Origin of the sequence: Prevotella sp. MGM2 (genome assembly GCF_002933955.1) — a bacterium.
In the GTDB taxonomy this organism is placed as follows: domain Bacteria; phylum Bacteroidota; class Bacteroidia; order Bacteroidales; family Bacteroidaceae; genus Alloprevotella.
The window spans coordinates 46,840-72,465 of the sequence record NZ_BEWW01000284.1; the positions used below are offsets into that span (position 1 = coordinate 46,840).

A 25,626-nucleotide genomic window follows, 5' to 3' on the forward strand; every position below is an offset into this window, starting at 1 on the left:
AAAAATGTCTGATATAAAATATGACTATTTTCTTAACCCTAAAATTATGTTGTTATGATTAAAGTTAATGCACATATCCTTAATTACTTATCAAGTTATGCAAACATAAATGTCATCGCCACATTAGAGAATGCCTTCAAACATGGTATAAACCCGACAAAACCCAGTTTCATCCACATAGACCTGACGGCTACCTCAAAGGGGAAAATAGAATTCATCTGCACCAACAGCAATCACCCCAAAAGCAGCGATGACAAAACTCCCGGCGGCATAGGCCTGCAACAAGTAAGAAAACGGTTGGAACACACTTATGCCGGCCGATATACATGGGTATACGGCATCACACCGCAAGACAACACAATTTACAAATCTGCCATAACCATTGAACCAACCTTATAACAAGTACCATCATGACACTCACTTGCGCCATTGTCGACGACGAACCTCTGGCTGTCAAACTCCTTGAGACGTATGTACAGAAAACGCCATTGCTGCAGCATTGCGGCAGCTACTCCAGTGCCGTGGAAGCCATGAGCGGCCTGCGCGAACACCCGGTGAACATTCTATTCCTCGACATACAAATGCCGGAACTCAACGGCTTGGAATTTGCCCAGATGCTGGATGCCGAAACCCGTATTGTATTCACTACGGCTTTCAGCCAATACGCCATAGACGGCTATAAAGTCAATGCTATCGATTATCTCCTGAAACCTATCAGTTACACGGATTTTCTGGCGGCTACCCACAAAGCAGCCGAGTGGTTCTCGCGCGGGACTGGCATTGCCGTCCCCCAACCTAAGGAAGACACCATCCCTGCCGCCACTACCGATGCTTTTTTCATCAAAAGCGATTACAAAATCCTTCGCATACGTTTTGATGACATCCTCTATGTGGAAGGACTCAAGGATTATGTCAAAATATATCTTGAAAGCACACGAAAAGCCGTATTGTCGCTCACGGCGATGCGTGCGGTAGAAAGTTTTTTGCCAACCCCTACCTTCCAACGCATTCACCGTTCATTTATTGTCAACATGAACAAGATCAGTGTTATGGAACGCGGTCAAATTGTGTTTGGAGACAAGCGCCTTCCTATTTCCGACAGCTACAAGGAGCGCATACAGGAATACATTAACAGCCATCTCTTGCAAGGCCGCTGAAGCAATACGGGGCGGCCTTACCTATGGACTGACCATAACGGGATAAATAATAACTTTTGATTGGAAGCCAAACATGCTGCCATTCAAAAGTTATTTTTATCTTTGCAAAACTAAAGCATAACAAATTCTAAATCCGAACCGACATGAAAAAATTGATCTTGCTATTACTGGCCATTATGCCGTTAGGCTGCATGGCCCAACAAGAAGACAAAACGTCAAAGTATCTGGCAGGCGCAGTACCTGTGAACGAGGCCGGCTTCGTTTACTTCAAAAAGCATTACGAGGTGAAAGGAAAGTCACAGGCCGACATTTATGCGGCCCTACTCCAATATACTCAAAAGGACATCGTGGAAGGAGCAGACCACCTGCCTCAGGCACGCATCACCGAGAGCGATGCAGGTACAGGTACCATTGCCGCGAACATTGAGGAATACCTCTACTTCAAGCGCAAGGCATGGAGCATGGACCGAGTGCGGTTTTACTACCAGCTTATATTCCAAATCAGAGACAGTGGTTTCGATGTGGAGATGCGTAACATACGTTACTTGTACGATGACATCTCCCAGGCACAGACTTACCGTGCGGAGCAATGGATTACGGACAAAGAAGCCCTTAACAAGGCGGGCACAAAACTCTTACGCATACCTGGAAAATTCCGCCGTTTTACTATTGACCGGAAAGATGCGATTTTCCTGGGAGCGGCTAAAGCCACTGGAGCTGTGCGAAAAGTGACGCGCACGGTAGAGGTGGAAGAGGAGGTGACAGAGTGATTTCCAACTCCCCTCTGCCGCCCCGCATAGGCAGAGAAATACGGACTGTCCAAGCGATGATAAGCCTTTATTGTCGGGCATATCATCGCTTGTCTTTTTCTGCAGACAATGGCCTTTGCCCCGAATGCCGGCAAGTGGCGGAATACGCAGAAAAACGACTGATGAACTGCCGCTTCGGAAGCGGTAAGCAGACTTGCCAGCACTGTCCCGTCCACTGCTACAGACCCGACATGCGCAAAAAAATCCGCCTTGTAATGCGCTATGCCGGTCCCCGCATGATTTTCCGACATCCTGCCATGGCATTCAGACACCTATGGGATAACAAGAGGAAGTGAAACATCTCGAACTTTCTTTATACCGACAGCAGCGGTTATGACGTTAGGACTTTAACATTTTTAACTTCCGACAACACTTAGAGGCGCTAAAAAATAGGTTTGAAACTATACTGTGAAAAAAATCCGTATCGGAATTTCAACTCGAATACTTGGAATTTAAATTGCAATACGGAGATTTTTCAGGAAAAACAAGATGGAAAACGGCTGTAATATGGCCTGAAAACACTAAAAGAGCGGGACTTCCTAATGGAAAGTCCCGCTCCGCTATACAAATATACAACATTTTCTACACAAAAGCAAATAGTGTTAAAATTCCTCTTTCAGGATTTTTGCCTCCGTAGGACCATTAATCTGCTCTTCCGGAAAATGGTGACACAGAGCAATAAGAAAAACTGTCCGGAGCAGTCAAAACTGGTCCTATACCGATATCTTCCCCCTGCTATGCCTGCATAAATCACGTTATCGGGCCACAGCATATTCCGGCATGTCTTATACTTCAACAAAACACATTATTGGCCATGATAAAAATAATACCACCAATAAGTATCTCCATATTCACGCCTCAGAAGATTGCTGCGTTGTTCCCTCCGAGATATTGAGCGGCCTTTTTCCTTGAAGTCCAAATAATTCGCCGTTATATTGGCATTCTCATAAATGACTGAAGGATTGGGATGGATGCGGTTATAAAGTATAAGTGCTTCGGCATAATGGGCAGGCAAAGCCGCGGTGTCGGAAATGACATAGAACTGCTGCAGTTCTGTGGCAAAACGTTCCAATTGCTTATCCAGCAGCAGGGCACAAAGATAGTAGTCTCCTGCAGCCCCATCTGAATGCCGTTTGGCCGCTACAGCCAAATAATCGGTCGGAGACTGCTTGCCATCATACGGGGGAACACCGAGCAAACGGTAGAGACTGTCGGACGAAAAGAGTAAGGACAAACTGTCTGACGGCAACAACAGCAACGAACGGCTACCGCTGTTTTCCGGCAAAGGAAAATGAAACAATTGGTCTCCCAAACTTTTTGCGATTTTTCCCATGGCATAAGCACGCATCGCCGTGAGATACTGCGTGGTAGCCAAAGATGTTTTTCCCACTTCCAAAGCTTCATGGTAATGTCCGGCGCGGAGCAGGCGAGCTGTCTGAACTTCATAACGGTATACATCCTTACTATTGCCCATCGCTCCCATATAAAATACAAGCAGGAAAAACAGGAGAATTTGCCAAAACCACGATGCAGCCTTCAAAGGCCGCACCACAACATTTTCATGACGAAACGATTCCATGACAGCCATCACACACCAGGCAAATGCAAGCACGGACGTGACTATGACGGCAAACAAGGATACACCTGAGACAAAGGAAGTGAGCAGCACAAGGACTGCTGTTGAAGGAAAAAAAGTGAGCAAAAAACAAGACTGGCGGAAACGAGTGAAGCGCTGTACCAAACGCTGTAGGAGCAGCAGCAGGCCAGTGAGCACCAATGAACCAACCAAGGGGGAATAGGCTGTCACGCCATCAGACAAATGAAGTTGCGTCAATGACAATGTGGCGTCAAACGTAAAATAAAGACACAACATCCAGATGGCCCCAAAGGCCAGAGAAAACAAGAATTGCCACTTTTTCTGCATACCTGTTGTCTTATTTTATTATTCTGTTTTACACAGATTATCAATGGTTTATAAAAATCCTCATAGCAACGGTTTCCGGACTCTTCTGAAACAGTCCTGATAACCGTTGCTAAAATCTATTGAGTCATCATTATTTATAAATTTTCAATCCTGTTGATCTTCACGCCGCAAAACCAATGCTGAACGGGCCGGAATGTAAAGCTTCAGCCATCCTTTCGCATCCGGTTTAAGCACCGGATCGAAATTGGTAAAATGCGCAATGCTGTCATCTACAAAACCGTTACCGCCATAGTTAACTGCATCGGTATTAAGTACCGTAACGTATTTACCCTCCGGAACCATGAATCCATAATCGGTAAAACTGCGCGTAGGACTGAAATTGAATACAAAAATCAAGGCTCCACGGCTGTAGGCCAGAACCTGATCGCCATCGTTATGCCATATTTCCTGCACAGGAAGCTTTTCAATAGCTTTCACGCTCTTGAGCACTCTCAACATGTCACGGTCGAAATCACCCAAATAATGATAGCACAAATCCTGATTGTCTACAAGGTTCCACTGGCGCCGGGCATACTTATGGCTCCAGCCGTTGCCCTCACGAGGAAAATCTATCCACTCGGGATGGCCGAACTCATTGCCCATAAAATTCAAATAACCGCCATTGATGGTCGAAGCCGTTGCTAGACGTATCATCTTGTGTAAGGCGATGCCGCGGTCTGCGGTATAATTCTGGTCGCCCTTACGGAAATGCCAGTACATATCGGCATCAATAAGACGGAAAATGATGGTCTTATCGCCGACCAGAGCCTGATCGTGACTCTCGCAATAGGATATGTTACGTTCATCGGCACGACGGTTGGTCAGTTCCCAGAAAATACTGCTGGGCTTCCAGTCTTCATCGCGACACTCTTTGATGGTTTTTATCCAATAATCGGGAATGTTCATAGCCATGCGATAATCAAAGCCATAGCCGCCGTCTTTAAAAGATGCGGCCAAGCCGGGCATACCGCTCACTTCCTCGGCAATGGTAATGGCGCGGGGATTGACCTCATGGATGAGCAAATTGGCCAAAGTGAGATAGCAAATGGCATTATCGTCCTGATGACCGTTGAAATAATCTCCATACCCGCCAAAAGCCTCTCCCAGGCCATGGCTGTAATAGAGCATGGAAGTGACACCATCAAAACGGAATCCGTCAAGCTGAAATTCTGTCAACCAATATTTACAGTTTGAAAGAAGAAAATGTATGACCTCATTCTTTCCATAGTCAAAACAAAGGCTGTCCCACGCCGGATGTTCGTGACGGGCTCCGGGGTAAAAGAACTGATTGGGGTCACCGGCCAGATTGCCCAGCCCTTCCACTTCATTCTTGACAGCATGACTTTGAACCAAATCCATGATGACCGCAATGCCGTTCTGATGGGCTTCATCAACAAGTCGCTTGAGGTCTTCGGGCGTACCGAACCGGCTGGAGGCTGCGAAGAAACTGCTCACATGATACCCGAAACTTCCATAATAGGGATGTTCCTGAAGGGCCATAATCTGCAAACAATTATAACCTTCCTTAATTATACGGGGAAGTACCTTCTCACGGAACTCATTATAAGTACCGACTTTCTCAGCATCCTGTGCCATGCCTATATGGCATTCGTAAATGAGCAATGGGTCACGCTTCGGCCGGAAATTTTTCTTCTTGAAGATATAGGGCTCCTCCGGCTCCCACACCTGTGCGCTGAATATTTTAGTCACATCATCCTGTACCACACGCCGGCACCAAGCTGGAATACGCTCCCCTTCTCCGCCATCCCAATAAACCTTCATTTTATAAAGGTCTTTATGGCACATCGCCTTGGAAGGCAATTTTATTTCCCAATTACCACTGTCACCAACAGGTTTAAGGCGATAGGCTTCATCTTCCTGCCAATTATTAAAATCGCCAATGAGATAAATTTTTGTAGCATTAGGTGCCCATTCACGGAAAATCCATTGACGGGGTGTCTTGTGAAGACCGAAATAAAGATAGCCGCCAGCAAACTCCGACAAGGTGATCTTTCCCCCAGTCAGTTCGTTCAGTTTATGCAATACATGGTCATGACGTCCTTTTATGGCATCGTTAAAAGGCTCGAGCCAGGGATCATTCTTAACGATCTTCAAGCGCATGTCACGCTTCTTGGGTTGACGTTTTGCTGCGGTCTTCATAATGATTTAAGTTTTATGGGAAGAAGAAACCGGTAAAAGTCAATCTTCCCGATGGGTGTATATATTACTTTTTACAGTCTGAAAAATATTTTCAATACGGATTCAGGACAAAAAAGGCCATTAAGCCGTAGCTGCTACGAAAAGAAGAGAATCATTGCACTCGTCCATCTTTGTAAACACCTTTGCGAACCACATTGCCGTTTTTATCATATTCAGTAAAAGCCCCGTCTCGGACACCATCCTTATAATGTCCCTCGAAACGACTGCCGTCTGCAGCTACTTCCTGGGCCCGGCCATGCTTTATGCCAGCCTTAAAGCCTCCCCGGTATTTCTCACCATTGGCACGGCGCCAGACACCTTCACCATCCATTTGATTATCTTTCCAATTCCCTTCATATTCATCGCCATTCTTCCACTTATACTTGCCAAAGCCATTACGCTTGTTATGACTCCACTGACCGGTATAAGAAGCCGTTCCTTTCCAGATAAAAGTTCCCTGCCCACTCTGCTCGCCAGCTACAAAATGTCCTTTATAAATATCACCATTGGCAAAAGTAAAAACTCCTTCGCCAGTACGCTCACCTTTCAGATAAGCGCCTTCATAAACATCGCCGTTGCGGAATTTATAGATGCCGCGGCCTTCCTGAACATCATTTTTCCAATCACCGCTATAATAATCTCCATCAGGATAAAAGTACACACCTTTGCCATTACGCAGATTATTACTCCACATGCCATCGTACTTAGAACCGTCATTCCAATCAAAGATACCCCGGCCATGTTTTTTATCATCCTGCCATTCACCCTTATAATAAGCTCCGTTTTTGTAAGTATAAGTACCCTGACCATTTCGCACATCCTCTTTCCAGTTTCCTTCATACTTATCGCCATTATAATAATACATGGTACCAATGCCTTCCTTAAAATCGCGGTACCATAATCCTTCATAGCGGTTATTGTTGAGCGAATAGAAGGTACCGCGTCCATGCTGCTGATCCTGATACCATTGCCCGTCATAGCGTTCACCATCGGCAAATGTATAAATACCCGCCCCATCGCGTTTTCCCTTCACATAGTCGCCTTCATAAACATCGCCGTTTTTAAATTGGGTACGTCCCACCCCGTTGGGTTTACCGTTAAACAAATCACCGGTATAAACCGATCCGTCTTTAAAGGTATAAGAACCCACTTGTATTTTCTGGGCTACTCCCACAGAGGCCAGTACAAAAAAAGCAAGAAGAGAAAATAGTCTATGTTTCATGGAGAGTTTTAATTAAAGATAATGGTGATCGTCAGCTGCGCCGGTTTATAAAATTCTCAGCACGCAGCAAATCTTCAGGAGTGTCAATTCCTATTGTGTCCACTTCGGTGTAACCTACTTTTATACGCAATCCGGCTTGGAGCCAACGCAACTGTTCCAGCGATTCGGCTATTTCCAACTGTCCTTGCGGCATCGCACATATATCGTGCAACACGCTGGTGCGATAGGCATAAAGTCCAATATGTTTGTAATAAGTATGGTGGGCGAGCCACTTTTCACAAGGAACATTCCTTAAGAAGGGAATAACGGAACGGCTAAAATACAAAGCATTGTCGTTCTCATCGACAACCACCTTGGGACTATTCGGGTTATTCAAAGCCTCCCATCCGTCAGCCTCGGAGTAAGGCTTGACAAGTGTGGCTATCTGTGTAGCCTCATCATCAAAGCATTTCATGACACTTTCAAGTTGAGATGCTGCGATAAAAGGCTCATCTCCCTGTACATTAACCACGACATCGGGTTGCACCTCGAGCTTATCTATGACCTCACAACAGCGGTCTGTTCCACTCTTATGCTTGTCGCTTGTCATAACGACATTACCGCCAAAATCTTTTACGGCATTAAAAATACGCTCATCATCGGTAGCCACGCATAAGTCGGTAAAGACCCGGCGTACACGTTCATAAACATGCTGTACTATAGGTTTACCTCCAAGTAGTGCCAAAGGTTTTCCCGGAAATCTCGTTGAAGCATACCGGGAGGGTATGATTGCCAAAAAATTCATATTCAACATTAAAATAGCGTTTATAATTCAAGGGAGACGTTTTACGCCCATACGCAGAAATCAAAATACACCTGTCGTAAACGGCACATTGCGTTTTGCCACAGTCTATTCAAAATACTGCTCGGCATCCTTAGGAGTGTCCGGCTCCTCATGCAAATCCTGATTACCGTCATCATCCAAGTCTGGCAAATCCGACTCTTCTATCTTGGGTATGTAAAATTTTTCGTCTTCGGAATATCCCAAGGCCCTGTCTTTGTAGACCTTCTTCATATAATAGGCCCAAATGGGCAATGCCGATGCTGCCCCCTGCCCCATTGACGTGGAGTTAAAATGAATGCTGCGTTCTTCGCCTCCCACCCAGCAGGCAGTGATGAGCCGGGGGACACATCCTACGAACCATCCGTCGGAATTGTCATTGGTCGTACCGGTTTTACCGGCTATCTGTCCGCGCAGGTTATATTTATAGCGCAAGCGCCCGCCTGTACCTGAGTCAATAACTCCCATCATCATATCCAACATTTTATAGGAGGTTTGCTCGCTGACAACCTCATTCATCCGCGGGGCAAACTCCGTGATGACATTGCCGTGGCTGTCTTCAATACGCGTTACCAGCAAAGGAGCACAACGAATGCCTTTATTGACAAAGGCCGTATAAGCGCTGGCCATTTCGCCCACCGTAATCTCACAGGTTCCCAGGCAAAGCGCCATCGAAGGCATTATCTGGTTATTGGCCACTCCGAATTCATGCAAATAATCGGTGAGGCGTGTGCCAGTGGGGTCAATCTGATACATCAGTCCGGCCGTAACCCAGTTATTGGACTGGCTCAATCCCCATTTGAGGGTGACATGCTCGCCATAGCGTGCCCGACTGCCGTTACGCGGCGTCCATCCGCCATAGCTGCGCTGTTCATTAAGTATGGTCGAGTTGGGCGAATAGCCGTCCTCCATTGCCATCGTATAGACAAAAGGTTTCATGGTTGAACCTACCTGCCTGCGTCCGACCAAAGCCATATCATACTGGAAGTGCGTATAATCCAGCCCCCCCACATAAGCCTTTACATGACCATTGGAGGGATCGACCGACACCAATCCCGAGCGCAAAAACGATTTATAATAGCGGATAGAGTCCATCGGTGTCATTTCAGTGTCCCTCTCGCCCTGATAGGTAAAGACAGTCATCGGTACGGGAGTGTTAAAGGCCCGCTCGATTTCTTTTTCAGAGGCTCCAGCCTGCTTCATTGCCCGATAGCGATCGCTTTGGCGCATGGATTTCCTGAGCAGACGGTCAACATCGGCCGCTTTCAAGTTTCCGGCATAAGGGAAGTTACGGGAAGAGCCTTTCTGCTTCTCAAACTGTTTCTGCAAATAAAGGCCCACGTGGCCGCGCATAGCTTCCTCGGCATAGCGTTGCATACGCGAGTCGATGGTTGTATAGACCTTCAGTCCATCGGTATAGATATCATAAGGAGTACCGTCTTTCTTCAGATTCTTGTTACACCAGCCATAAAGCGGATCGTTTTCCCACGACAGGGAGTCAGAATAGAATTGTGCCGACTGCCATTCCCTATAATTCTTCCTGTCAGGTTTCTTGGCCATCATGATCCGCCTCAAATACTCGCGCAAATAAGTACCCTCGCCATTCTTATGGTCCACGCGCCTAAACTTCAGTTCCAAAGGTTGCGCGCTCAGGCTGTCACAACCGGCCTGTGTCAGATAACCGGCCTTAACCATCTGCTGCAATACCACGTTGCGCCGTTTGCGACACCGTTCAGGTTCGCGCACGGGATTATAATAAGACGGATTCTTGCACATTCCCACCAAAGTGGCGCATTCGTTAATCGTCAAGTCCTTAGGATGCTTGCTGAAATACACCTGAGCCGCCGTTTTTATGCCCACGGCGTTATGCAGAAAATCAAAATAATTCAAATAAAGCGTCATGATCTCCTCTTTGGTATAAAAGCGCTCCAACTCAACGGCTATCACCCATTCAATGGGCTTCTGCAACAGGCGCTGGGTTGTGCTTTCCGCAGCAGAGGAATAAAGCTGCTTGGCCAACTGCTGCGTGATGGTGCTGCCGCCGCCGGCTTCTTGATGGCGCAAAAGCCCGCGCTTGACAACAGCCCGCCCCAAAGCGCGGACATCAATGCCCGAATGCTCATAGAAACGGACATCTTCCGTAGCGATGAGCGCATCAAACATGTCGGGCGAAATACTGTCGTAATCAACAAACACCCGGTTTTCATTGCGTGACCACGTTCCCATCACTTTACCATCGGCCGTATAAACTTGAGAGGCATACCGGCTGATGGGGCTTTGCAACTCATCGAGCGGAGGCATATAACCAATCCAACCTTCGTGAATACCATAAAAGCCGAGTGTGACCAAAAGCACCACCAGCCCGAAAAAGCTCCAGATTATAACGACAAATATTTTTCTCATAAAAGTGCTCGACAAAACCCTCCCTGAAATTGTCCGAAAGGATTTTCACAACCAGTTCCCGCACAATTCTGAAAGGTTATTCCTGCTAAACGGTCCGGACATTCACCTAATGTGGTCCGCAACCATATCAGTTGCAAACTTACACAAAAGTTTTGGATAGTAAACATTACATAACGAGTTTAATTTTTGTTCAGTTAAATTAAACGCCATCCCACGTCCCGGCAGACAAAGACCTTTTCCTATTTCCGGTTCCGATCACCGTCAGTTTTCCCAACAGCGCATTTTAACACTATTTGCTTTTGCTCGCCAAATGTCGTATATTTGCAACAGCGGAGCGGGACTTTCCATAAGGAAGTTCCGCTTTTTCAATGTTTTTCAAGCGTATTTACAGAGATTTCAGCCGTATTTTCCCATCAAAATCCCCGTATCGGAATTAAAATTCCAAGTATTCGAGTTGAAATTCCGATACGGACTTTTCACACGACAACCGATACAACCTATACTTTAACACTTGAGAATGTAACGGAAAGTTAAAAATGTTAAAGCTAAACTTCCGGCCAATATCTCCCGGAAACGCCATCCGCCTGTAGCAAACGACCGAAAAAGCCCAGCGCGACATACAGGAAACACTTACTAAAACACGTTTTCCGCCTTCACAAGAAACCCGTTGGGTCATCCATACCCCCAACAACATGTTGCCGCCTGACGGATTTTCAGAATCAATCCTGACAGGCGGCAACATTATCATGCCATTATTCTCATTCAGGCCAACGGCCAGCCGGCATCCTTGCCGGCTACAGTCCGCTTATTCCTCCCAACCCAAAGCACTGGCGCCGAGCACAGCTGCTTCGCTGCCATTGAGAGAAGAGATCAGGAGTTTGGTATGCCCCTTGAAGTTGCGCAACACATTAGCCTCATAAGCCTCTCGCAGAGGTGCCATGAGATATTCGCCGGCCTTGGTCAGCCCGCCGAAGAACACAAACGCCTCAGGAGTGCTGAATGTGGTAAAATCAGCACAAGCCGTACCAAGCAGACGTCCGGTACGCTCAAAGACCTCAAGAGCCAGCTTGTCGCCTTTCTCTGCGGCCACAAAAGCATCGTAGGAGGTGATATCCTCAGGATTCAGTTCACGCAACAAAGACGGTTCCGATGATTTTTCAAGAACCTCACGCACCGTACGGGCCACTCCCGTTGCCGAACAATAGGTTTCAAGGCAGCCGCTCCGCCCACAGCCGCAAGAACGGCCTGCCGATGTATGGTCAATAACAAAGTGTCCCAGTTCACCGGCAAAGCCGTCGGAACCATAAACCACCTTTCCATCCACCACGATACCGGACCCTACGCCTGTGCCGAGTGTGATCATTATGAAATTCTTCATGCCGCGCGCCACACCATAGGTCATCTCACCCATGGCAGCGGCATTGGCATCGTTTGTCACACGCACAGGAATGCCCAAAGCATCTTCAAAAAGCTGGGCGATAGGGACCATACCTTTCCAAACCAGGTTGGCCGCATCTTCAATATTGCCGGTATAGAAATTGGCATCGGGGGCACCGATACCCATACCTCTGATTTGAGAGATACCGCCGACCTGATCCAAAATGGGCTGTAAAGCCTCAGCGGCCGCTTTCACATAATCCTTAACATCAGGATAAGCCGAAGTTTTGATGGCAGTCTGCGCCTTTATGGTACCGCGCTGGTCAACGATTCCGAAAACCGAATTGGTACCACCCATGTCAAGCCCTATGACAAAGGGCTTTTCGTTGATTGAATTATTGCTTAATTCCATGGTTTCTGTTATTTTATGATTTAAGTAATGTTTGATTATTCAGAAATAATGACCCAACAAAATTACATATAAAAATCAAACTCATGTATTCTGATACACTTTTTTTACACTAATTCCTCAAAAAGAGACCGCCTCAAACTCATTAACGGAGGAAAAAGGATAGCGAAAAATTTCTTTTTCTCACAAAAAATTACGAATTTTGCGGCTAAATGGAATACGTAGGCGAAATTCTCATATTCATCCTGAAAGGCATCATAATCGGCATTGTGGCTTCAGCGCCCATGGGACCGGTAGGTATTCTCTGCATCCGGCGTACAGTTAAGAAAGGACGTCTTTACGGCCTGGTTACAGGGGCCGGCGCTGCCATAAGCGACCTTCTGTATGCACTGCTGACAGGCTATGGTCTGGCACTTATCTCCCCCTTGACGGAAGAAGGTAATGTTTTCTGGGTAAAGATAGCCGGCAGCATTATGCTGGCAGCATTTGGCGTATATATGTACCGAACGGGGCCACGCGTGAAAAAACATCCGGAATCGGGTACAAAAGGCTCATTGCTACGCAATTTCGTCACTTCTTTTTTCATTACTCTCTGCAACCCCGCCATCATTTTTCTTTTTCTGGCGCTGTTCAATATGCTTGCCCCTTTTGCCGGCGCGGGCGACCCTGTGGAAATGACCGCAGGATATGCCTCCATCGTAGGAGGCGCCATGCTTTGGTGGCTAGGACTGACTTACGTCATTAACAAAATGAGCAATAACTTCGGAGACAAGGGCGTACAGAGGCTCAACCGCATTGTGGGCATCTTGGTTTTGTTCTTTGCACTGATTTACGCTCTGATGACTATATGTAACATATCATTCGTCGGCTAAGGCCGACTTTTGTGTTAGAACAGGGTTCACTTCAACACCATGATTATTGCAAACCAACTCAAAAAGAAAAACAGGGCGGAATTCTTGTTGTATCTCTGGCAGGTGGAAGACATCATCCGCGCCTACAGTTGCGACTTTGACCGACTGAACGAGAACTATCTGTCACAATTCAAACTGGACGGAGCCATTGCACAAGAGACCCGGAAATGGTATGCCGACTTGTGCGACATGATGCGGTCGGAAGGTGTAGCCGGAAAAGGACATCTGCAAATCTGCAAGAATATCCTGATGGATTTAGGCGAACTTCATGCCCGACTCCTGAATTCCGATAAATTCCCTTACTACCGAGAAATGTACTATAAGGTACTTCCCTATATTGTGGAACTCAGGGGAAAGGGTGGACATGAACAGGAACCGGAACTGCAAACCTGCTTCGATGTTCTGTACGGTGTCATGATGCTGCGCCTGCAAAAGAAAGAAATTTCGGAAGCCACGGCAAAAGCCGCAGCAGATGTTTCTGCCATGTTGGGGCAACTATCAGATTACTATTTCAAAGACAAAGACACTCCTATAGAATTCTGAGAAATGAAAATACCACACGACCGGTTGGTACCTGATGGTCACAATCTCTGTGCCATCCACTGAAAAAGCATCTTTATTCTCTGCCACCAGTCATAAAAATCAGTCTAATGAAAAATATTCTTGTAACCGGTTGTAACGGACAATTGGGTAATGAACTCCAGCGCCTCGCCCCAAAATATGAAAACACCTGCCGTTTCTTTTTTACGGACGTAAACCAACTGGACATCACCGACCGTGAAGCTGTATGCAACTTCGTTAAGGACAATAATACGGAGCTCATCGTCAACTGCGCTGCCTTTACGGCCGTAGACAAGGCGGAAAGCCAACCAGAACTATGCGAACTTCTCAATCAGACAGCTCCCGGATATTTGGCAGAAGCCGCCAGCGAGGTTGGCGGAACTATCATACAGGTTTCGACGGACTACGTATTTGACGGCTATTCATGCAAACCTTACAAAGAAGACGACTCTACCAATCCGCAAACGGTATACGGCCGCACAAAACTGGCCGGCGAAGAGAGTGTTATCCGTCAGTGTGCCGGTTCTATGGTTATCCGGACAGCCTGGCTTTACTCTTCTTTTGGCAATAATTTTGTTAAAACCATGCTCCGGCTCGGACGCGAACGTGAAGAACTCGGAGTGGTGTTCGACCAAATAGGCTCACCGACTTATGCCCGCGACCTGGCACAAACAATAATAACGGCTATAGAACAAGGCATCGTCCCAGGCGTTTATCACTACACAAACGAAGGCGCCTGTTCGTGGTATGATTTCACCAAAGCCATCCATCACCTGGCCGGTATAGAAAACTGCCGCGTACGGCCGATTCACACTGAAGAGTATCCCGTTCCGGCCGCACGCCCCCATTTCTCGGTTTTAGACAAGACTAAAATCAAATCCGTTTATGATTGCGACATTCCCTGGTGGGAAGACAGTTTGAAAGATTGCCTTAAAGAATTATGATAAAAACGGAGGAGAAAGTCGGATAGCGGGCTAAAGAACGTGCATCGCAATAAGGTTGTCGCAGGCATGCTTCGGAGCATCATTTTCGGAACAGCCCCAAAAACGTCTCCTCTGGCAATTGGGCCAAGCGCCGTCATCGATGCCGACATACTATACACATTACAAAAAACAACAGAAGAAGATAGACAACAACTCGTATGAATCCTGAAATAGAACGAAGAAGAACATTTGCCATCATTTCCCATCCCGATGCCGGTAAGACTACTCTGACTGAAAAGTTGCTTCTTTTCGGCGGACAAATTCAAGTAGCCGGTGCGGTAAAGAGCAATAAAATTAAAAAGACGGCAACATCGGACTGGATGGAAATAGAAAAACAACGTGGTATTTCCGTTACGACCTCAGTCATGGAATTTGACTATGAAGGCTATAAAGTCAATATTCTCGACACTCCGGGCCACCAGGATTTTGCAGAAGATACTTTCCGTACACTTACTGCCGTAGATTCTGCCATTATTGTAGTAGACAGTGCAAAAGGTGTGGAAATGCAAACCCGCAAGCTTATGACTGTCTGCCGTATGCGCAAAACTCCGGTGATCATCTTCATCAACAAAATGGACCGCGAAGGAAAAGATCCTTTCGACTTGCTTGACGAAGTTGAGGAAGAACTTCAAATTAAAGTACGCCCGCTTTCATGGCCAATCAATCAGGGCATGCGCCTCAAAGGCGTCTATAATATTTATGAGCAGCAACTGAACCTCTTCACCGCTGACAAACAAAAAGTAACGGAAAAAGTGGCTGTCGACATCAACAGTTCCGACCTGGAACACCATGTGGGAGAAGCTGATGCCACCAAGTTACGCGAAGATCTGGAACTGGTCGAAGGCGTATATCCGGAATTCAACACAGAAGACTATCTGGCTGCAGATGTCGCACCGGTATTTTTCGGATCTGCCCTCAACAACTTCGGCGTAAAAGAACTGCTGGACTGCTTTGTTAAAATAGCCCCCAATCCACGCCCCACACAGGCAGAAGAACGCGAGGTTACTCCCGATGAACAAAAATTCACAGGCTTTATTTTCAAAATAACCGCTAACATAGACCCCAACCACCGGTCGTGCATCGCATTCTGCAAAGTCTGCTCCGGAAAATTCCAACGTAACGCCCCCTACTTGCATGTTAGAAACGGAAAGACCGTACGTTTTTCCTCTCCCACACAATTCATGGCACAACGGAAGAGTACCATAGACGAGGCATGGCCGGGCGATATCGTAGGCTTGCCGGACAACGGAATATTCAAAATAGGCGACACACTGACCGAAGGAGAAATACTGCATTTTAAAGGACTGCCCTCATTCTCACCTGAAATGTTCAAATACATCGAAAATGCAGACCCGATGAAAACCAAACAACTCAACAAGGGTATAGAGCAACTCATGGACGAAGGTGTAGCCCAGTTGTTTGTCAACCAGTTTAACGGAAGAAAAATCATCGGAACAGTAGGCCAATTACAATTTGAAGTTATCCAATATCGTTTGGAAAACGAATACAATGCCAAATGCCGTTGGGAACCGTTAAACCTCTACAAAGCATGTTGGATAGAAAGCGACAATTCTGTGGAATTAGAGAATTTCAAAAAGCGCAAATACCAGTACATGGCCAAAGACCGTGAGGGACGCGATGTTTTTCTGGCAGACAGCGGTTATGTACTGCAAATGGCGCAACAGGACTTTGAGCACATCAAGTTTCACTTTACAAGTGAATTCTAAATGAAAATTTCTCAGTTTTCATGGCGCAAAGCGTTTCCTGAGGATTTACCCCGTATTCATGACATTATAGAACAAGCAAAGCAACAAATGCTGCGTGAAGGCAAACAGCAATGGAATGAATATTATCCGGCATTAACCGACTTGCAAGAAGATGTCAGTTCAAAACATGGATATGTACTTTGTCAGGAAAACGGATTGCCGATAGCTTATGGCGCTGTAATTATCGGAAAAGAGCCGGCATACAACAATCAGGAATGTCAATGGCTCAGCATTGCAACACCATATATCGTAGTACACCGACTCGCGGTAGCAGATGAAGTCAGGAATAAAGGAATAGGCACGCACTTCATGTTGGAAGTAGAACAAATGGCTGTTAAAAATGGCATTGCCAGTATAAGAATAGACACTAATCATGACAATGGGCACATGCTGCGCCTACTTGCCCGACTAAAGTTTACCCGCTGCGGAAACATTCATTACCCCAAAGGTGGTACACGCATTGCTTTTGAGAAGACCATAGCCCAACAATAATAAGATACCAATCATGGCAGAAAAGTTCCAACGTATTTCAGATAAAGAACTTTCTCTTTTGCGTCAATATCGTGAAGATATCAAACAGGCAGTAGAAGTTATGAACCAAGGTGGGATTATTCTATACCCTACGGACACGATCTGGGGTATTGGATGCGATGCCACAAACGAAACAGCAGTACGCCGTATTTTTGAAATTAAACAAAGGGCGGATTCCAAAGCTCTCATTACCTTAGTTGACAGTGAAGCTAAAATTCCCTTTTATGTGAAAGATGTCCCTGATGTTGCCTGGGATTTAATAGAATGCACAGAGAAACCTCTGACAATCATTTACGATCACGGCCGCAATCTTGCCGCCAATCTGATAGCAGAGGACGGAAGTGTCGCCATTCGGGTAACACGTGAGACTTTCAGCCGCGAACTTTGCATGCGTATGAAACGGGCTATAGTCTCAACATCCGCCAACATCAGCGGTAAACCTTCGCCCCAATATTTCAACGATATCTCAGAAAATGTGAAACAAGCCGTTGATTATATATGTACATCACGCCAGCAGGAAAAGGAGATACGATGTGCTTCCAGTATAATAAAATTAAGTGAAGGAAGCCTTATAAAAATCATACGCGAATAGATTGAGTTACATTTTATCCCGCAAAATTCCGTGTTCACGAACAATTGGAATTCATTAACAACACGCCAAATCCATTACTTATGGGACTAGAACAAATACAAGATAAAGACGGACTATCTGCTGAGGGCAAAACGTTTTCAATGTTTGTATCTTATTTATCACAAGCCCTCAGCCCGCGGCAGTTCATCTTGCTTCTTAGTTTCATAGTTGGTGTTGGAGCAGCCTTAGCCGCACAACTTCTGAAGTGGCTCATTCACAAGATAGAGATTCTACTGACGTCCCAATTCGATGTGACAAGTTCAAACTGGCTGTTTCTTGTTTATCCGGTTATCGGTATTTTTCTCACTGCCATTTTTATAAAATACATAGTCCGCGATGATATCGGACATGGTGTTACCAAAATTCTCTACGCCATATCACGTCGCCAAGGGCACATTCGTCGTCACAACTGCATTACAAGCGTATTGGCCTCAGCTCTGACAATTGGTTTCGGTGGTTCTGTAGGAGCCGAATCTCCAATAGTATTAACCGGATCAGCCATAGGTAGTGATTTAGGACGTATTTTCAGGCTAGACCACAAGACGCTTATGCTGTTAATCGGTTGCGGAGCCTCCGGAGCCGTTGCCGGTATATTTAAAGCCCCTATTGCAGGACTGGTATTCACTCTTGAGGTTTTAATGATTGATCTTACCATGGCCTCTCTGCTGCCTCTGTTGGTTTCGTGCCTTACAGCTACTTGCATCACCTATGCGCTGACAGGCAGCGATGCCATGTTTGCCTTCAATTTGTCTGAACCCTTTTCCGTCAACCGTGTCCCGACATCTATTTTATTAGGTATATTCTGCGGTCTCATTTCTCTTTATTTCACACGCACTATGAACGCCTTTGAAAAAGTATTTGTCAAATTAAAAAACCTATACATTAAACTGGCGCTCGGCGGAAGCGTATTAGCCTTGCTCATTTATTTCTTCCCTCCCCTTTATGGTGAAGGCTATGCCACCATTTCAACACTCGTAGGCATGACCGGCAACGGAGAAGCCGAAACAGTACTTAATAATTCTCTATTCTACGGGCATCCGGAATATTTACTGCTCTTCCTTGGACTTATCATTGTGTTCAAGGTCTTTGCCACTACCGCCACAAACGGTGGCGGCGGTTGCGGAGGAACCTTTGCTCCCAGTTTGTTTTTAGGTTGTATCGGCGGGTTTGTCTTCTCACGAATATGGAATCAACATGAACTGTTAGGCATACACGTTCCTGAAACGAATTATGCCTTACTTGGAATGGCAGGTGTCATGAGCGGTGTTTTCCACGCCCCGCTTACCGGTGTTTTTCTCATAGCGGAACTCACTGGCGGTTACGCTCTGTTTATTCCTCTGATGATTGTATCAGTAGCTTCATATTTGACCATCAACGCTTTTGAGCCACACAGCATATACTCCATGCGTCTGGCCCGCAATGGTGAACTCTTGACTCACCACAAAGACCGTTCCATCTTGACACTGATGACACTCGATGCCATTGTTGATAAAGAACGTCCGCGCCTCACACCCAAAATGAACTTAGGACAAGTAGTTCAAGCAGTTTCGGCCAGCAAATCACTTCACTTTGCAGTGACAGATAGAAAAGGCGCTCTGCTTGGCGTTATCAACCTCAACAAAATCCGTAAATTCATATTCCGCAGCGAACTTTATCGTATGTACAACGCCGAGCAGCTCATGGAATATCCCCCCATTATTTTGCACACAGATGATTCGATGTCCACAGTCATGGACAAATTTCAAAGTTGTGCATCCGGCACACTTCCCGTGCTGAAACCGGATGGAACCTTCATAGGTTTCGTTTCACGCACGCGGTTGTATGCTTCTTACCGGCAAATCATGAAAGATTTTTCAGAGGAATAAATTCCAATAAACATCCTGCTCAAAAGCATTGGAACATCAACATCTTCCTGCGGAATTTCTATGGAATAAACTTTATCATCTTCATAAAAACACCAATCATGACTAAAGAAGAACTTCGCATCATATATATGGGTACGCCCGACTTTGCTGTTGAACCCTTAAAATTATTAGTTGCCGGCGGCTATAACATTGTAGGGGTTGTAACCATGCCCGACAAACCTGTCGGCCGACATCAAACTGACTTGACGGCCTCACCGGTCAAACAATATGCCATATCCCAAGGACTCAAAGTGCTGCAACCAGAAAAACTGAAAAATCCAGAGTTTCTGGAAGAGTTGAAATCACTCAAGGCCGACCTGCAAATCGTGGTTGCTTTCAGAATGCTACCTGAAGCAGTATGGGCCATGCCACGCTTGGGAACATTCAACCTCCATGCTGCCCTGTTGCCACAATACCGTGGCGCAGCCCCCATCAACTGGGCCATCATCAACGGTGACACACAAACCGGCATAACTACCTTCTTTCTTGATCAAGAAATAGATACAGGAAATGTCATACAGCGCGTGCCTGTACCTATCCTCGACACTGACAATGCGGAAGACGTACACGACAAACTGATGGTTCTAGGTGCCAATCTTGTCATAGAAACCGTCGACAACATTCTTGCCGATAACATCAAACCTATTTCTCAAAGCGAATTGGTTACAGATGAGCCTCTACGTCCGGCTCCCAAAATTTTCAAAGAGACCTGTCGGATCAATTGGAGCAAAGGGGTCAAAAGCACCTACGACTTCATTCGTGGTTTGTCCCCCTATCCTGCCGCATGGACAGAAATGGAATACGCAAACCGGCGCAACGTGCTCAAAATCTATGCGGCTGAAAAAGAATTCTGTGAGCCTGAGTACCCCACAGGCACATTAACCACCAACGGCCGCAACGAACTGAAAGTAGCTCTCAGCGACGGTTATCTACATCTGAAAACCTTACAACTGGCCGGCAAGAAACGCATGGAAGTTACTGATTTCCTACGCGGTTTCCATGCTGAAGGCCCGTTACGAGTAATATAATTAACAAGTCCCATGAAATCAAGGAAAGCCGTTATCGGAGGAGGAATCATTTTAGCGATAATACTATATAGTATTATTATATACTGCCACATAGGCAGTACTCCCGAAAAACTTTGGCTACACCGTTGCAATTCTATAGAAAAACTCTGTGAATTTCATGCAGACTACCCCAATATCGAAGTCGATATTGTATTCCGTAAAAACGGTTCTTTTGATGTGACACACGATGCCGACACCACGTTCAATCAAACCATCGATGAATATTTCGCCTATGCGAACAAAAATAAGACCAGAATTTGGCTGGACATTAAAAATCTGACCACAGAAAATGCCGCCGCTCTCCATGCCCGTCTTGACAGTCTTTGCCGCCGGTACGATATATCCCGACAGCAACTCATTGTCGAAGGCCCATCGTCCGATGCTCTTTCGCTCTTCACAGAAGACCAATATTATACCTCCTATTACGTTCCTTACGACAAGCCGTCGCGATTGTCCGAAGAGGAAATTCAAAAATGCATGGCTCATCTGCAAACTATAGCTGATAGCCGTAAAGTCCGCGCCCTGTCATTTCCCGGATGGTGGTATGGCACTATCAAAAAACATCTTCAAAGCGACATCGGCCTGCTGACATGGAAACACCGTACCACAGAATTTGAACTGCGCGCCCTGCCTACCAACTGGAAAATGCTGAAAGACCCACAGTTAAAAGTCATATTAGTTAAAGCCAAAGGGCATTTCCACCGATAAGATACCAGCCTGTTTTTTACCTGCATAAGCATCAGAAAAACAAGAACAAGTTTTTCCATAGCCATTTCTCCAGTTAGCGTCATTGCGATTACTGCGGCAAACCGGTCTTCGCCTCCGAAGACGCCACACCTGCATCCTCCGCCATTCAATGAAGCACATCCTAGAAAAGATAAATTCCCTGTATCCCCTATCAAACGATACCATACAGACATTAAGAGAACATGTCACTCCCTGTCATTTCCCCAAAAAGCACCTGCTGATAAAGAAAAACATATTCAACAAATCCGCCTATTTCATAGAGAAAGGAACAACCCGTTCCTTCTGGCTGGTAAACGGTGAGGAAATCACCACCTCCTTCATGGGAGCAGGAGGCATCGTGTTCAGCATGGACGAAATGTATTACAACAAGACAAGCGAGGAGTTTGTGGAAACGCTCGAAGAAGTCGAGGCATACAGAATCAGCCTGACCGCCCTTAACCATCTTTTCCACACCAATATCGAGCTAGCCAATTGGGGAAGAATCATCCATCAGAACGAATACCGGAGATTACACCGCTCACACAAAGAACGCCTTACGCTATCCGCCAAAGAACGCTATGAAGCATTTCAACAACAATTCCCTGAGATATGCCGGCAAGTGAAACTGGGCTACATCGCCTCTTAGCTGGACATACCCCTCCCCACTCTCAGCCGCATTCGCGGCAAACTATGAGAAAGCACAAGACATGACCGTTTGTTTTTTTGTCGCAGGACAACTTTTTTGAATCCCAAATCAGCTAACTTTGCCACTGTTTATCAACAAAAAATCAAATCATACTTCAATTTTATGTCTAATCGGATGGCATACATCAACTCTTCCACTACATTTACAGACACAAAGCCTCATTATGAACTGTTAGACGGCTTAAGAGGCATTGCGGCATTACTAGTACTTTGGTATCATGTTCACGAAGGTTTTGCCTTTGCCCAAGGCGCAGCCGTAATAAAGGGCATCAATCACGGATATCTGGCCGTAGACTTCTTTTTCATGCTGTCAGGCTTTGTCATCAGCTATGCCTACGACGACCGCTGGAACAAGAACCTCACCATGAAGACATTCTACAGACGCAGACTGATACGCCTCCATCCCATGGCCATCATGGGAGCTGTTCTGGGAGCCATCTGCTTCTTCCTGCAAGGTGGCATACAGTGGGACGGAACACACGTTGCCACCTCGGCAGTCATGCTCTCACTGCTCTGCGCCATGTTTTTCATTCCGGCATTTCCTGGAGGTATCAATGAAGTGCGAGGCAACGGCGAGGCATTTCCTCTCAACGGCCCTGCATGGTCACTCTTTTTCGAGTACATAGGCAATATTCTCTATGCCTTGTTCATCAGGAGACTTTCCACAAAAATGCTGACCATACTCGTTGTTCTTCTAGGAGCCGGACTCACAGTCTTTACCTGGTCCGACATGTCCGGCTACGGCAATCTCGGAGTGGGCTGGACCATGCAGGAAGCCGGTTTCTGGAGCGGATTGCTACGCATGCTCTTCCCCTTCACCATGGGCATGCTACTGTCGCGCCGTTTCAAACCGCTCAGGCTGAGAGGCGCCTTTTGGATTTGTTCCGCACTGCTCGTCATGCTCTTTATCACACCATACATCAAGAGCGAAGGCAATATTTGTCTCAACGGAGTCTATGAATCGCTGTGCATACTTGTCATGTTCCCTATAATCGTATGGATTGGTGCGTCAGGCCTCACTACTGACAGATTCTCTTCACGCGCCTGCAAATTCTTAGGCGATATTTCCTTCCCGCTCTACATTATTCATTACCCGTTCATGTACCTCTTCTACGCATGGCTCATCAAGCACCAGTTGTTCACGCTGGCCGACACCTGGCCCGTAACCATAGGCGTATGTGTATGGAACGTTCTGCTGGCCTACGCCCTCCTTAAATTATATGACGAGCCTGTAAGAAAATGGTTGTCAGGAAAAACGGCTGCCAGGCAATAACTCTCCACATCCGCTTTATCATCGCTAAAACTACTCCCCGGAAAATCCCGAGCAGTCGGGATTTTCCGGGGAACATTTCTTGACATCCCCTTCCACATACCCTGCAACTGAAAAAGACAAATACGTCAAGAATATCTCTCATATCCGGACTTCCTCCTTCATATTTTTGAACCTTTATCATCCATCGGACATTAACATTTTTAACCTTCCATTACATTTCAAAGTGTTAAAACATAGGTTGTAAGTATCGGAACTGTGAAAGTCCGTATTGCAATTTTAACACGAATACTTGGAATTTTAATTACAATACGGGGATTTCTGTTGGAAAATACGGCAAGAAAATCCATGAATACTCCCTGAATACACTGAAAGAGCGGGACTTCCCTGTGGAAAGCCCCGCTCCGCTGTTACAAAGATACAACATTCCACAGCCAAAAGCAAATTATGTTAAAAGGCTCATATCTCCCAAAATGGAAGAGAAGTACCTTGGGATAAATTTCACATTCTTGCCTTTAATATTAGTTCATCCCACCGTTTTTCCGTAAGTTTGCATCCTTAAAAAAACTACCAACGATGACTTACCGGCAAGAAGAAATAACCCCCTATGGTAACGACGGTACCAAAGGCGAACAGGTTGAACGCATGTTTGACGGCATAGCCCATAGCTATGACCTGCTCAATCACACCCTCTCCTTCGGCATTGACAAGCATTGGCGCAAGGCTGCCATAAAATCCTTGACCCCCCATGCTCCCAAACATATTCTCGATGTGGCTACCGGCACCGGCGACTTTGCCATGCTGGCAGCAAGGGAACTGCATCCGGAAAGCATTTTGGGGATTGACCTCTCCGATGGCATGTTGCAGGTAGGCCGCGAGAAAACAGCCAGAGCCGGTCTGGAAAAAACCATCCGTTTTCAGAAAGAGGACTGTCTCCGCCTTTCCTTAAGCGACAATGCCTTTGACGCCGTCATGGTGGCCTACGGCATCAGAAACTTTGAAGACCTCGATAGAGGGTTGAGTGAAATGTGCCGGGTGATGAAACCCGGAGGCCGATTGGTAATTATCGAACTCACAGCCCCCCGACGTTTCCCTATGAAGCAACTTTTCCGGCTCTATTCCCATGTACTCATGCCCGCACTGGGCCGCCTCATATCACGCGACAACAAAGCCTACGCCTATCTGCCAGCCACGATGGAGGCCTTTCCACAAGGCGAAGAGATGCAGCAAATACTTTCACGGGCTGGGTTCAAGGAAGTCAGGTTCAAGCGCTACACTTTCGGCTTGAGTACCCTCTACACCGCCACGAAATAAGAACGACATCACCATGGAAAAATACGGTCTCATCGGTTATCCGCTCGGTCACAGTTTTTCGGCTGAATTCTTTGCCGGAAAATTCAGGAACGAAAACATCGACGCCGCTTACTGCAATTACGAAATACCGGACGTAAAGTCACTTCCCGCGCTTATCGGTGCCAATCCCGAACTACGGGGCATCAATGTTACCATACCCCATAAACAAGCCGTCATTCCCCTGCTTGACGAGATGAGCGACGAAGCCCGCGCCATCGGTGCAGTCAATGTGGTCCGCATTACGCGCAAAGGAGACACTACGTATCTGAAGGGTTACAATTCCGATGTCATCGGGTTCTGCCGTTCCATAACTCCGCTATTACGGCCTGAAATTCACACACAAGCACTTATCTTAGGAACAGGTGGAGCATCAAAAGCGATTGTTCACGGACTGGAAAAGATGGGAATACACACCCGGTATGTCAGCCGCACTCAGGCCCAAGGCCGGCTGACGTATGAAGACCTGACACCTGAAATCATATCAACCCACAGAGTCATTGTCAATTGCTCACCGGTAGGCATGTATCCTCATATTGAAGAATATCCAAACATTCCCTATCATCTCCTCACGCCGAATCATTTACTCTATGATCTGGTATATAATCCGCAGGAAACAAAATTTCTCCAATTGGGAGCCGAACAAGGAGCAGTAACAAAAAACGGTTTGGAAATGCTTCATCTGCAAGCTTTGGCCAGCTGGGATTTCTGGCACGAATAGAAATCATCCCCTCCTTCCCCTTTCAGACGGACAAATACCATTTACTGCAACAACGTATCGGATAATACGTTTAAAATAGTGCAGAATAAAAATAATTTCCCCAAAAAGGGAGATTATTTTTATTCTGCACTGTCAATTACT

23 protein-coding genes are annotated in these 25,626 nt (G+C 46.3%); 17 read left to right on the forward strand and 6 right to left on the reverse strand.

The features are described from left to right. The first annotated feature begins 54 nt into the window (after positions 1-54). From C5S62_RS08585 to C5S62_RS08600, 4 genes are all read left to right on the forward strand, one after another. Positions 55-399: a hypothetical protein gene (locus C5S62_RS08585; protein ID WP_104404966.1), complete on the forward strand. Its 345-nt coding sequence runs from the start codon at positions 55-57 to the stop codon at positions 397-399. Positions 400-410: 11 nt separating this feature from the next. Then, a complete protein-coding gene (locus C5S62_RS08590) occupies positions 411-1,157 on the forward strand; it encodes a LytTR family DNA-binding domain-containing protein (RefSeq protein WP_104404967.1) in 747 nt (248 codons plus the stop codon). A gap of 143 nt (positions 1,158-1,300) precedes the next feature. Next, on the forward strand, positions 1,301-1,927 hold the full coding sequence (locus C5S62_RS08595; RefSeq protein WP_104404968.1) for a DUF4468 domain-containing protein: 627 nt from the start codon (positions 1,301-1,303) through the stop codon (positions 1,925-1,927). Beyond that, the gene (locus C5S62_RS08600) at positions 1,924-2,262 is read left to right on the forward strand and encodes a nitrous oxide-stimulated promoter family protein (RefSeq protein ID WP_223301196.1); all 339 of its coding nucleotides are present in this window, start codon (positions 1,924-1,926) and stop codon (positions 2,260-2,262) included. Before C5S62_RS08595 ends, C5S62_RS08600 begins: the two co-directional genes overlap by 4 nt. Positions 2,263-2,771: 509 nt before the next feature. On the opposite strand, the gene C5S62_RS08610 is transcribed toward C5S62_RS08600, so the two are convergent. The 6 genes from C5S62_RS08610 to C5S62_RS08635 form a co-directional block, all read right to left on the reverse strand. Next, on the reverse strand, positions 2,772-3,890 hold the full coding sequence (locus tag C5S62_RS08610) for a DUF6057 family protein (RefSeq protein ID WP_104404971.1): 1,119 nt from the start codon (positions 3,888-3,890) through the stop codon (positions 2,772-2,774). Between the two features lie 144 nt (positions 3,891-4,034). Next, a complete protein-coding gene (locus C5S62_RS08615; protein WP_172486273.1) occupies positions 4,035-6,089 on the reverse strand; it encodes an alpha amylase C-terminal domain-containing protein in 2,055 nt (684 codons plus the stop codon). Between the two features lie 151 nt (positions 6,090-6,240). After that, positions 6,241-7,350, reverse strand: coding sequence for a phosphatidylinositol-4-phosphate 5-kinase (locus C5S62_RS08620; protein WP_104404972.1), 1,110 nt, complete (start codon positions 7,348-7,350; stop codon positions 6,241-6,243). A 31-nt stretch (positions 7,351-7,381) separates the two neighbouring features. Continuing rightward, complete coding sequence (gene kdsB / locus C5S62_RS08625; RefSeq protein ID WP_104404997.1) at positions 7,382-8,134, reverse strand: 3-deoxy-manno-octulosonate cytidylyltransferase; 753 nt, start codon at positions 8,132-8,134, stop codon at positions 7,382-7,384. 105 nt (positions 8,135-8,239) lie between these two features. Further along, on the reverse strand, positions 8,240-10,573 hold the full coding sequence (locus tag C5S62_RS08630) for a transglycosylase domain-containing protein (RefSeq protein ID WP_104404973.1): 2,334 nt from the start codon (positions 10,571-10,573) through the stop codon (positions 8,240-8,242). 805 nt (positions 10,574-11,378) lie between these two features. Continuing rightward, positions 11,379-12,362, reverse strand: a complete 984-nt coding sequence (locus C5S62_RS08635; RefSeq protein WP_104404974.1) for an ROK family protein — start codon at positions 12,360-12,362, stop codon at positions 11,379-11,381. A gap of 209 nt (positions 12,363-12,571) precedes the next feature. Between C5S62_RS08635 and C5S62_RS08640 the strand changes: the two genes are divergently transcribed. The 13 genes from C5S62_RS08640 to C5S62_RS08700 all read left to right on the forward strand — a co-directional run bounded on the left by C5S62_RS08640 (position 12,572) and on the right by C5S62_RS08700 (position 25,485). Beyond that, positions 12,572-13,231 carry a LysE family translocator gene (locus C5S62_RS08640; protein ID WP_104404975.1) on the forward strand — a complete coding sequence of 220 codons (660 nt, stop codon included), beginning with the start codon at positions 12,572-12,574 and terminating at the stop codon, positions 13,229-13,231. Between the two features lie 39 nt (positions 13,232-13,270). Then, positions 13,271-13,813 (forward strand): DUF4924 family protein, encoded by a 543-nt coding sequence (locus C5S62_RS08645; protein WP_104404976.1) that lies wholly within the window; start codon positions 13,271-13,273, stop codon positions 13,811-13,813. Between the two features lie 107 nt (positions 13,814-13,920). Next, a complete protein-coding gene (gene rfbD, locus C5S62_RS08650) occupies positions 13,921-14,775 on the forward strand; it encodes a dTDP-4-dehydrorhamnose reductase (RefSeq protein ID WP_104404977.1) in 855 nt (284 codons plus the stop codon). Positions 14,776-14,972: 197 nt separating this feature from the next. Beyond that, entirely contained in the window at positions 14,973-16,541 is a 1,569-nt protein-coding gene (locus tag C5S62_RS08655) for a peptide chain release factor 3 (protein WP_104404978.1), read from the forward strand. Beyond that, a complete protein-coding gene (locus C5S62_RS08660; RefSeq protein WP_104404979.1) occupies positions 16,542-17,072 on the forward strand; it encodes a GNAT family N-acetyltransferase in 531 nt (176 codons plus the stop codon). 13 nt (positions 17,073-17,085) lie between these two features. Beyond that, on the forward strand, positions 17,086-17,703 hold the full coding sequence (locus tag C5S62_RS08665; RefSeq protein WP_104404980.1) for an L-threonylcarbamoyladenylate synthase: 618 nt from the start codon (positions 17,086-17,088) through the stop codon (positions 17,701-17,703). Between the two features lie 140 nt (positions 17,704-17,843). After that, complete coding sequence (locus C5S62_RS08670; RefSeq protein WP_104404998.1) at positions 17,844-19,607, forward strand: chloride channel protein; 1,764 nt, start codon at positions 17,844-17,846, stop codon at positions 19,605-19,607. A gap of 98 nt (positions 19,608-19,705) precedes the next feature. Further along, positions 19,706-20,674, forward strand: a complete 969-nt coding sequence (gene fmt, locus C5S62_RS08675) for a methionyl-tRNA formyltransferase (RefSeq protein ID WP_104404981.1) — start codon at positions 19,706-19,708, stop codon at positions 20,672-20,674. Between the two features lie 12 nt (positions 20,675-20,686). Beyond that, complete coding sequence (locus tag C5S62_RS08680; protein ID WP_223301197.1) at positions 20,687-21,421, forward strand: hypothetical protein; 735 nt, start codon at positions 20,687-20,689, stop codon at positions 21,419-21,421. A gap of 148 nt (positions 21,422-21,569) precedes the next feature. Beyond that, on the forward strand, positions 21,570-22,085 hold the full coding sequence (locus C5S62_RS08685) for a Crp/Fnr family transcriptional regulator (protein WP_104404982.1): 516 nt from the start codon (positions 21,570-21,572) through the stop codon (positions 22,083-22,085). Between the two features lie 162 nt (positions 22,086-22,247). Beyond that, on the forward strand, positions 22,248-23,417 hold the full coding sequence (locus C5S62_RS08690) for an acyltransferase family protein (protein ID WP_371411198.1): 1,170 nt from the start codon (positions 22,248-22,250) through the stop codon (positions 23,415-23,417). Between the two features lie 573 nt (positions 23,418-23,990). Continuing rightward, positions 23,991-24,728: a bifunctional demethylmenaquinone methyltransferase/2-methoxy-6-polyprenyl-1,4-benzoquinol methylase UbiE gene (gene ubiE / locus C5S62_RS08695; RefSeq protein ID WP_104404984.1), complete on the forward strand. Its 738-nt coding sequence runs from the start codon at positions 23,991-23,993 to the stop codon at positions 24,726-24,728. A gap of 13 nt (positions 24,729-24,741) precedes the next feature. After that, positions 24,742-25,485: a shikimate dehydrogenase gene (locus tag C5S62_RS08700; protein ID WP_104404985.1), complete on the forward strand. Its 744-nt coding sequence runs from the start codon at positions 24,742-24,744 to the stop codon at positions 25,483-25,485. Positions 25,486-25,626 lie beyond the last annotated feature (141 nt).

Bases quoted from the DNA above. Each gene is read 5' to 3' on its own strand.
- C5S62_RS08645 (WP_104404976.1), top strand. From the start codon at position 13,271: ATGATTATTGCAAACCAACTCAAAAAGAAAAACAGGGCGGAATTCTTG.
- C5S62_RS08630 (WP_104404973.1), bottom strand. From the start codon at position 10,573: ATGAGAAAAATATTTGTCGTTATAATCTGGAGCTTTTTCGGGCTGGTG.
- C5S62_RS08620 (WP_104404972.1), bottom strand. From the start codon at position 7,350: ATGAAACATAGACTATTTTCTCTTCTTGCTTTTTTTGTACTGGCCTCT.
- rfbD (WP_104404977.1), top strand. From the start codon at position 13,921: ATGAAAAATATTCTTGTAACCGGTTGTAACGGACAATTGGGTAATGAA.
- C5S62_RS08700 (WP_104404985.1), top strand. From the start codon at position 24,742: ATGGAAAAATACGGTCTCATCGGTTATCCGCTCGGTCACAGTTTTTCG.
- C5S62_RS08670 (WP_104404998.1), top strand. From the start codon at position 17,844: ATGTTTGTATCTTATTTATCACAAGCCCTCAGCCCGCGGCAGTTCATC.
- C5S62_RS08690 (WP_371411198.1), top strand. From the start codon at position 22,248: ATGTCTAATCGGATGGCATACATCAACTCTTCCACTACATTTACAGAC.
- C5S62_RS08665 (WP_104404980.1), top strand. From the start codon at position 17,086: ATGGCAGAAAAGTTCCAACGTATTTCAGATAAAGAACTTTCTCTTTTG.
- C5S62_RS08640 (WP_104404975.1), top strand. From the start codon at position 12,572: ATGGAATACGTAGGCGAAATTCTCATATTCATCCTGAAAGGCATCATA.
- kdsB (WP_104404997.1), bottom strand. From the start codon at position 8,134: ATGAATTTTTTGGCAATCATACCCTCCCGGTATGCTTCAACGAGATTT.
- C5S62_RS08615 (WP_172486273.1), bottom strand. From the start codon at position 6,089: ATGAAGACCGCAGCAAAACGTCAACCCAAGAAGCGTGACATGCGCTTG.
- C5S62_RS08660 (WP_104404979.1), top strand. From the start codon at position 16,542: ATGAAAATTTCTCAGTTTTCATGGCGCAAAGCGTTTCCTGAGGATTTA.
- C5S62_RS08655 (WP_104404978.1), top strand. From the start codon at position 14,973: ATGAATCCTGAAATAGAACGAAGAAGAACATTTGCCATCATTTCCCAT.
- C5S62_RS08685 (WP_104404982.1), top strand. From the start codon at position 21,570: ATGAAGCACATCCTAGAAAAGATAAATTCCCTGTATCCCCTATCAAAC.
- C5S62_RS08680 (WP_223301197.1), top strand. From the start codon at position 20,687: ATGAAATCAAGGAAAGCCGTTATCGGAGGAGGAATCATTTTAGCGATA.
- fmt (WP_104404981.1), top strand. From the start codon at position 19,706: ATGACTAAAGAAGAACTTCGCATCATATATATGGGTACGCCCGACTTT.
- C5S62_RS08590 (WP_104404967.1), top strand. From the start codon at position 411: ATGACACTCACTTGCGCCATTGTCGACGACGAACCTCTGGCTGTCAAA.
- C5S62_RS08610 (WP_104404971.1), bottom strand. From the start codon at position 3,890: ATGCAGAAAAAGTGGCAATTCTTGTTTTCTCTGGCCTTTGGGGCCATC.
- C5S62_RS08585 (WP_104404966.1), top strand. From the start codon at position 55: ATGATTAAAGTTAATGCACATATCCTTAATTACTTATCAAGTTATGCA.
- C5S62_RS08595 (WP_104404968.1), top strand. From the start codon at position 1,301: ATGAAAAAATTGATCTTGCTATTACTGGCCATTATGCCGTTAGGCTGC.
- C5S62_RS08635 (WP_104404974.1), bottom strand. From the start codon at position 12,362: ATGGAATTAAGCAATAATTCAATCAACGAAAAGCCCTTTGTCATAGGG.
- ubiE (WP_104404984.1), top strand. From the start codon at position 23,991: ATGACTTACCGGCAAGAAGAAATAACCCCCTATGGTAACGACGGTACC.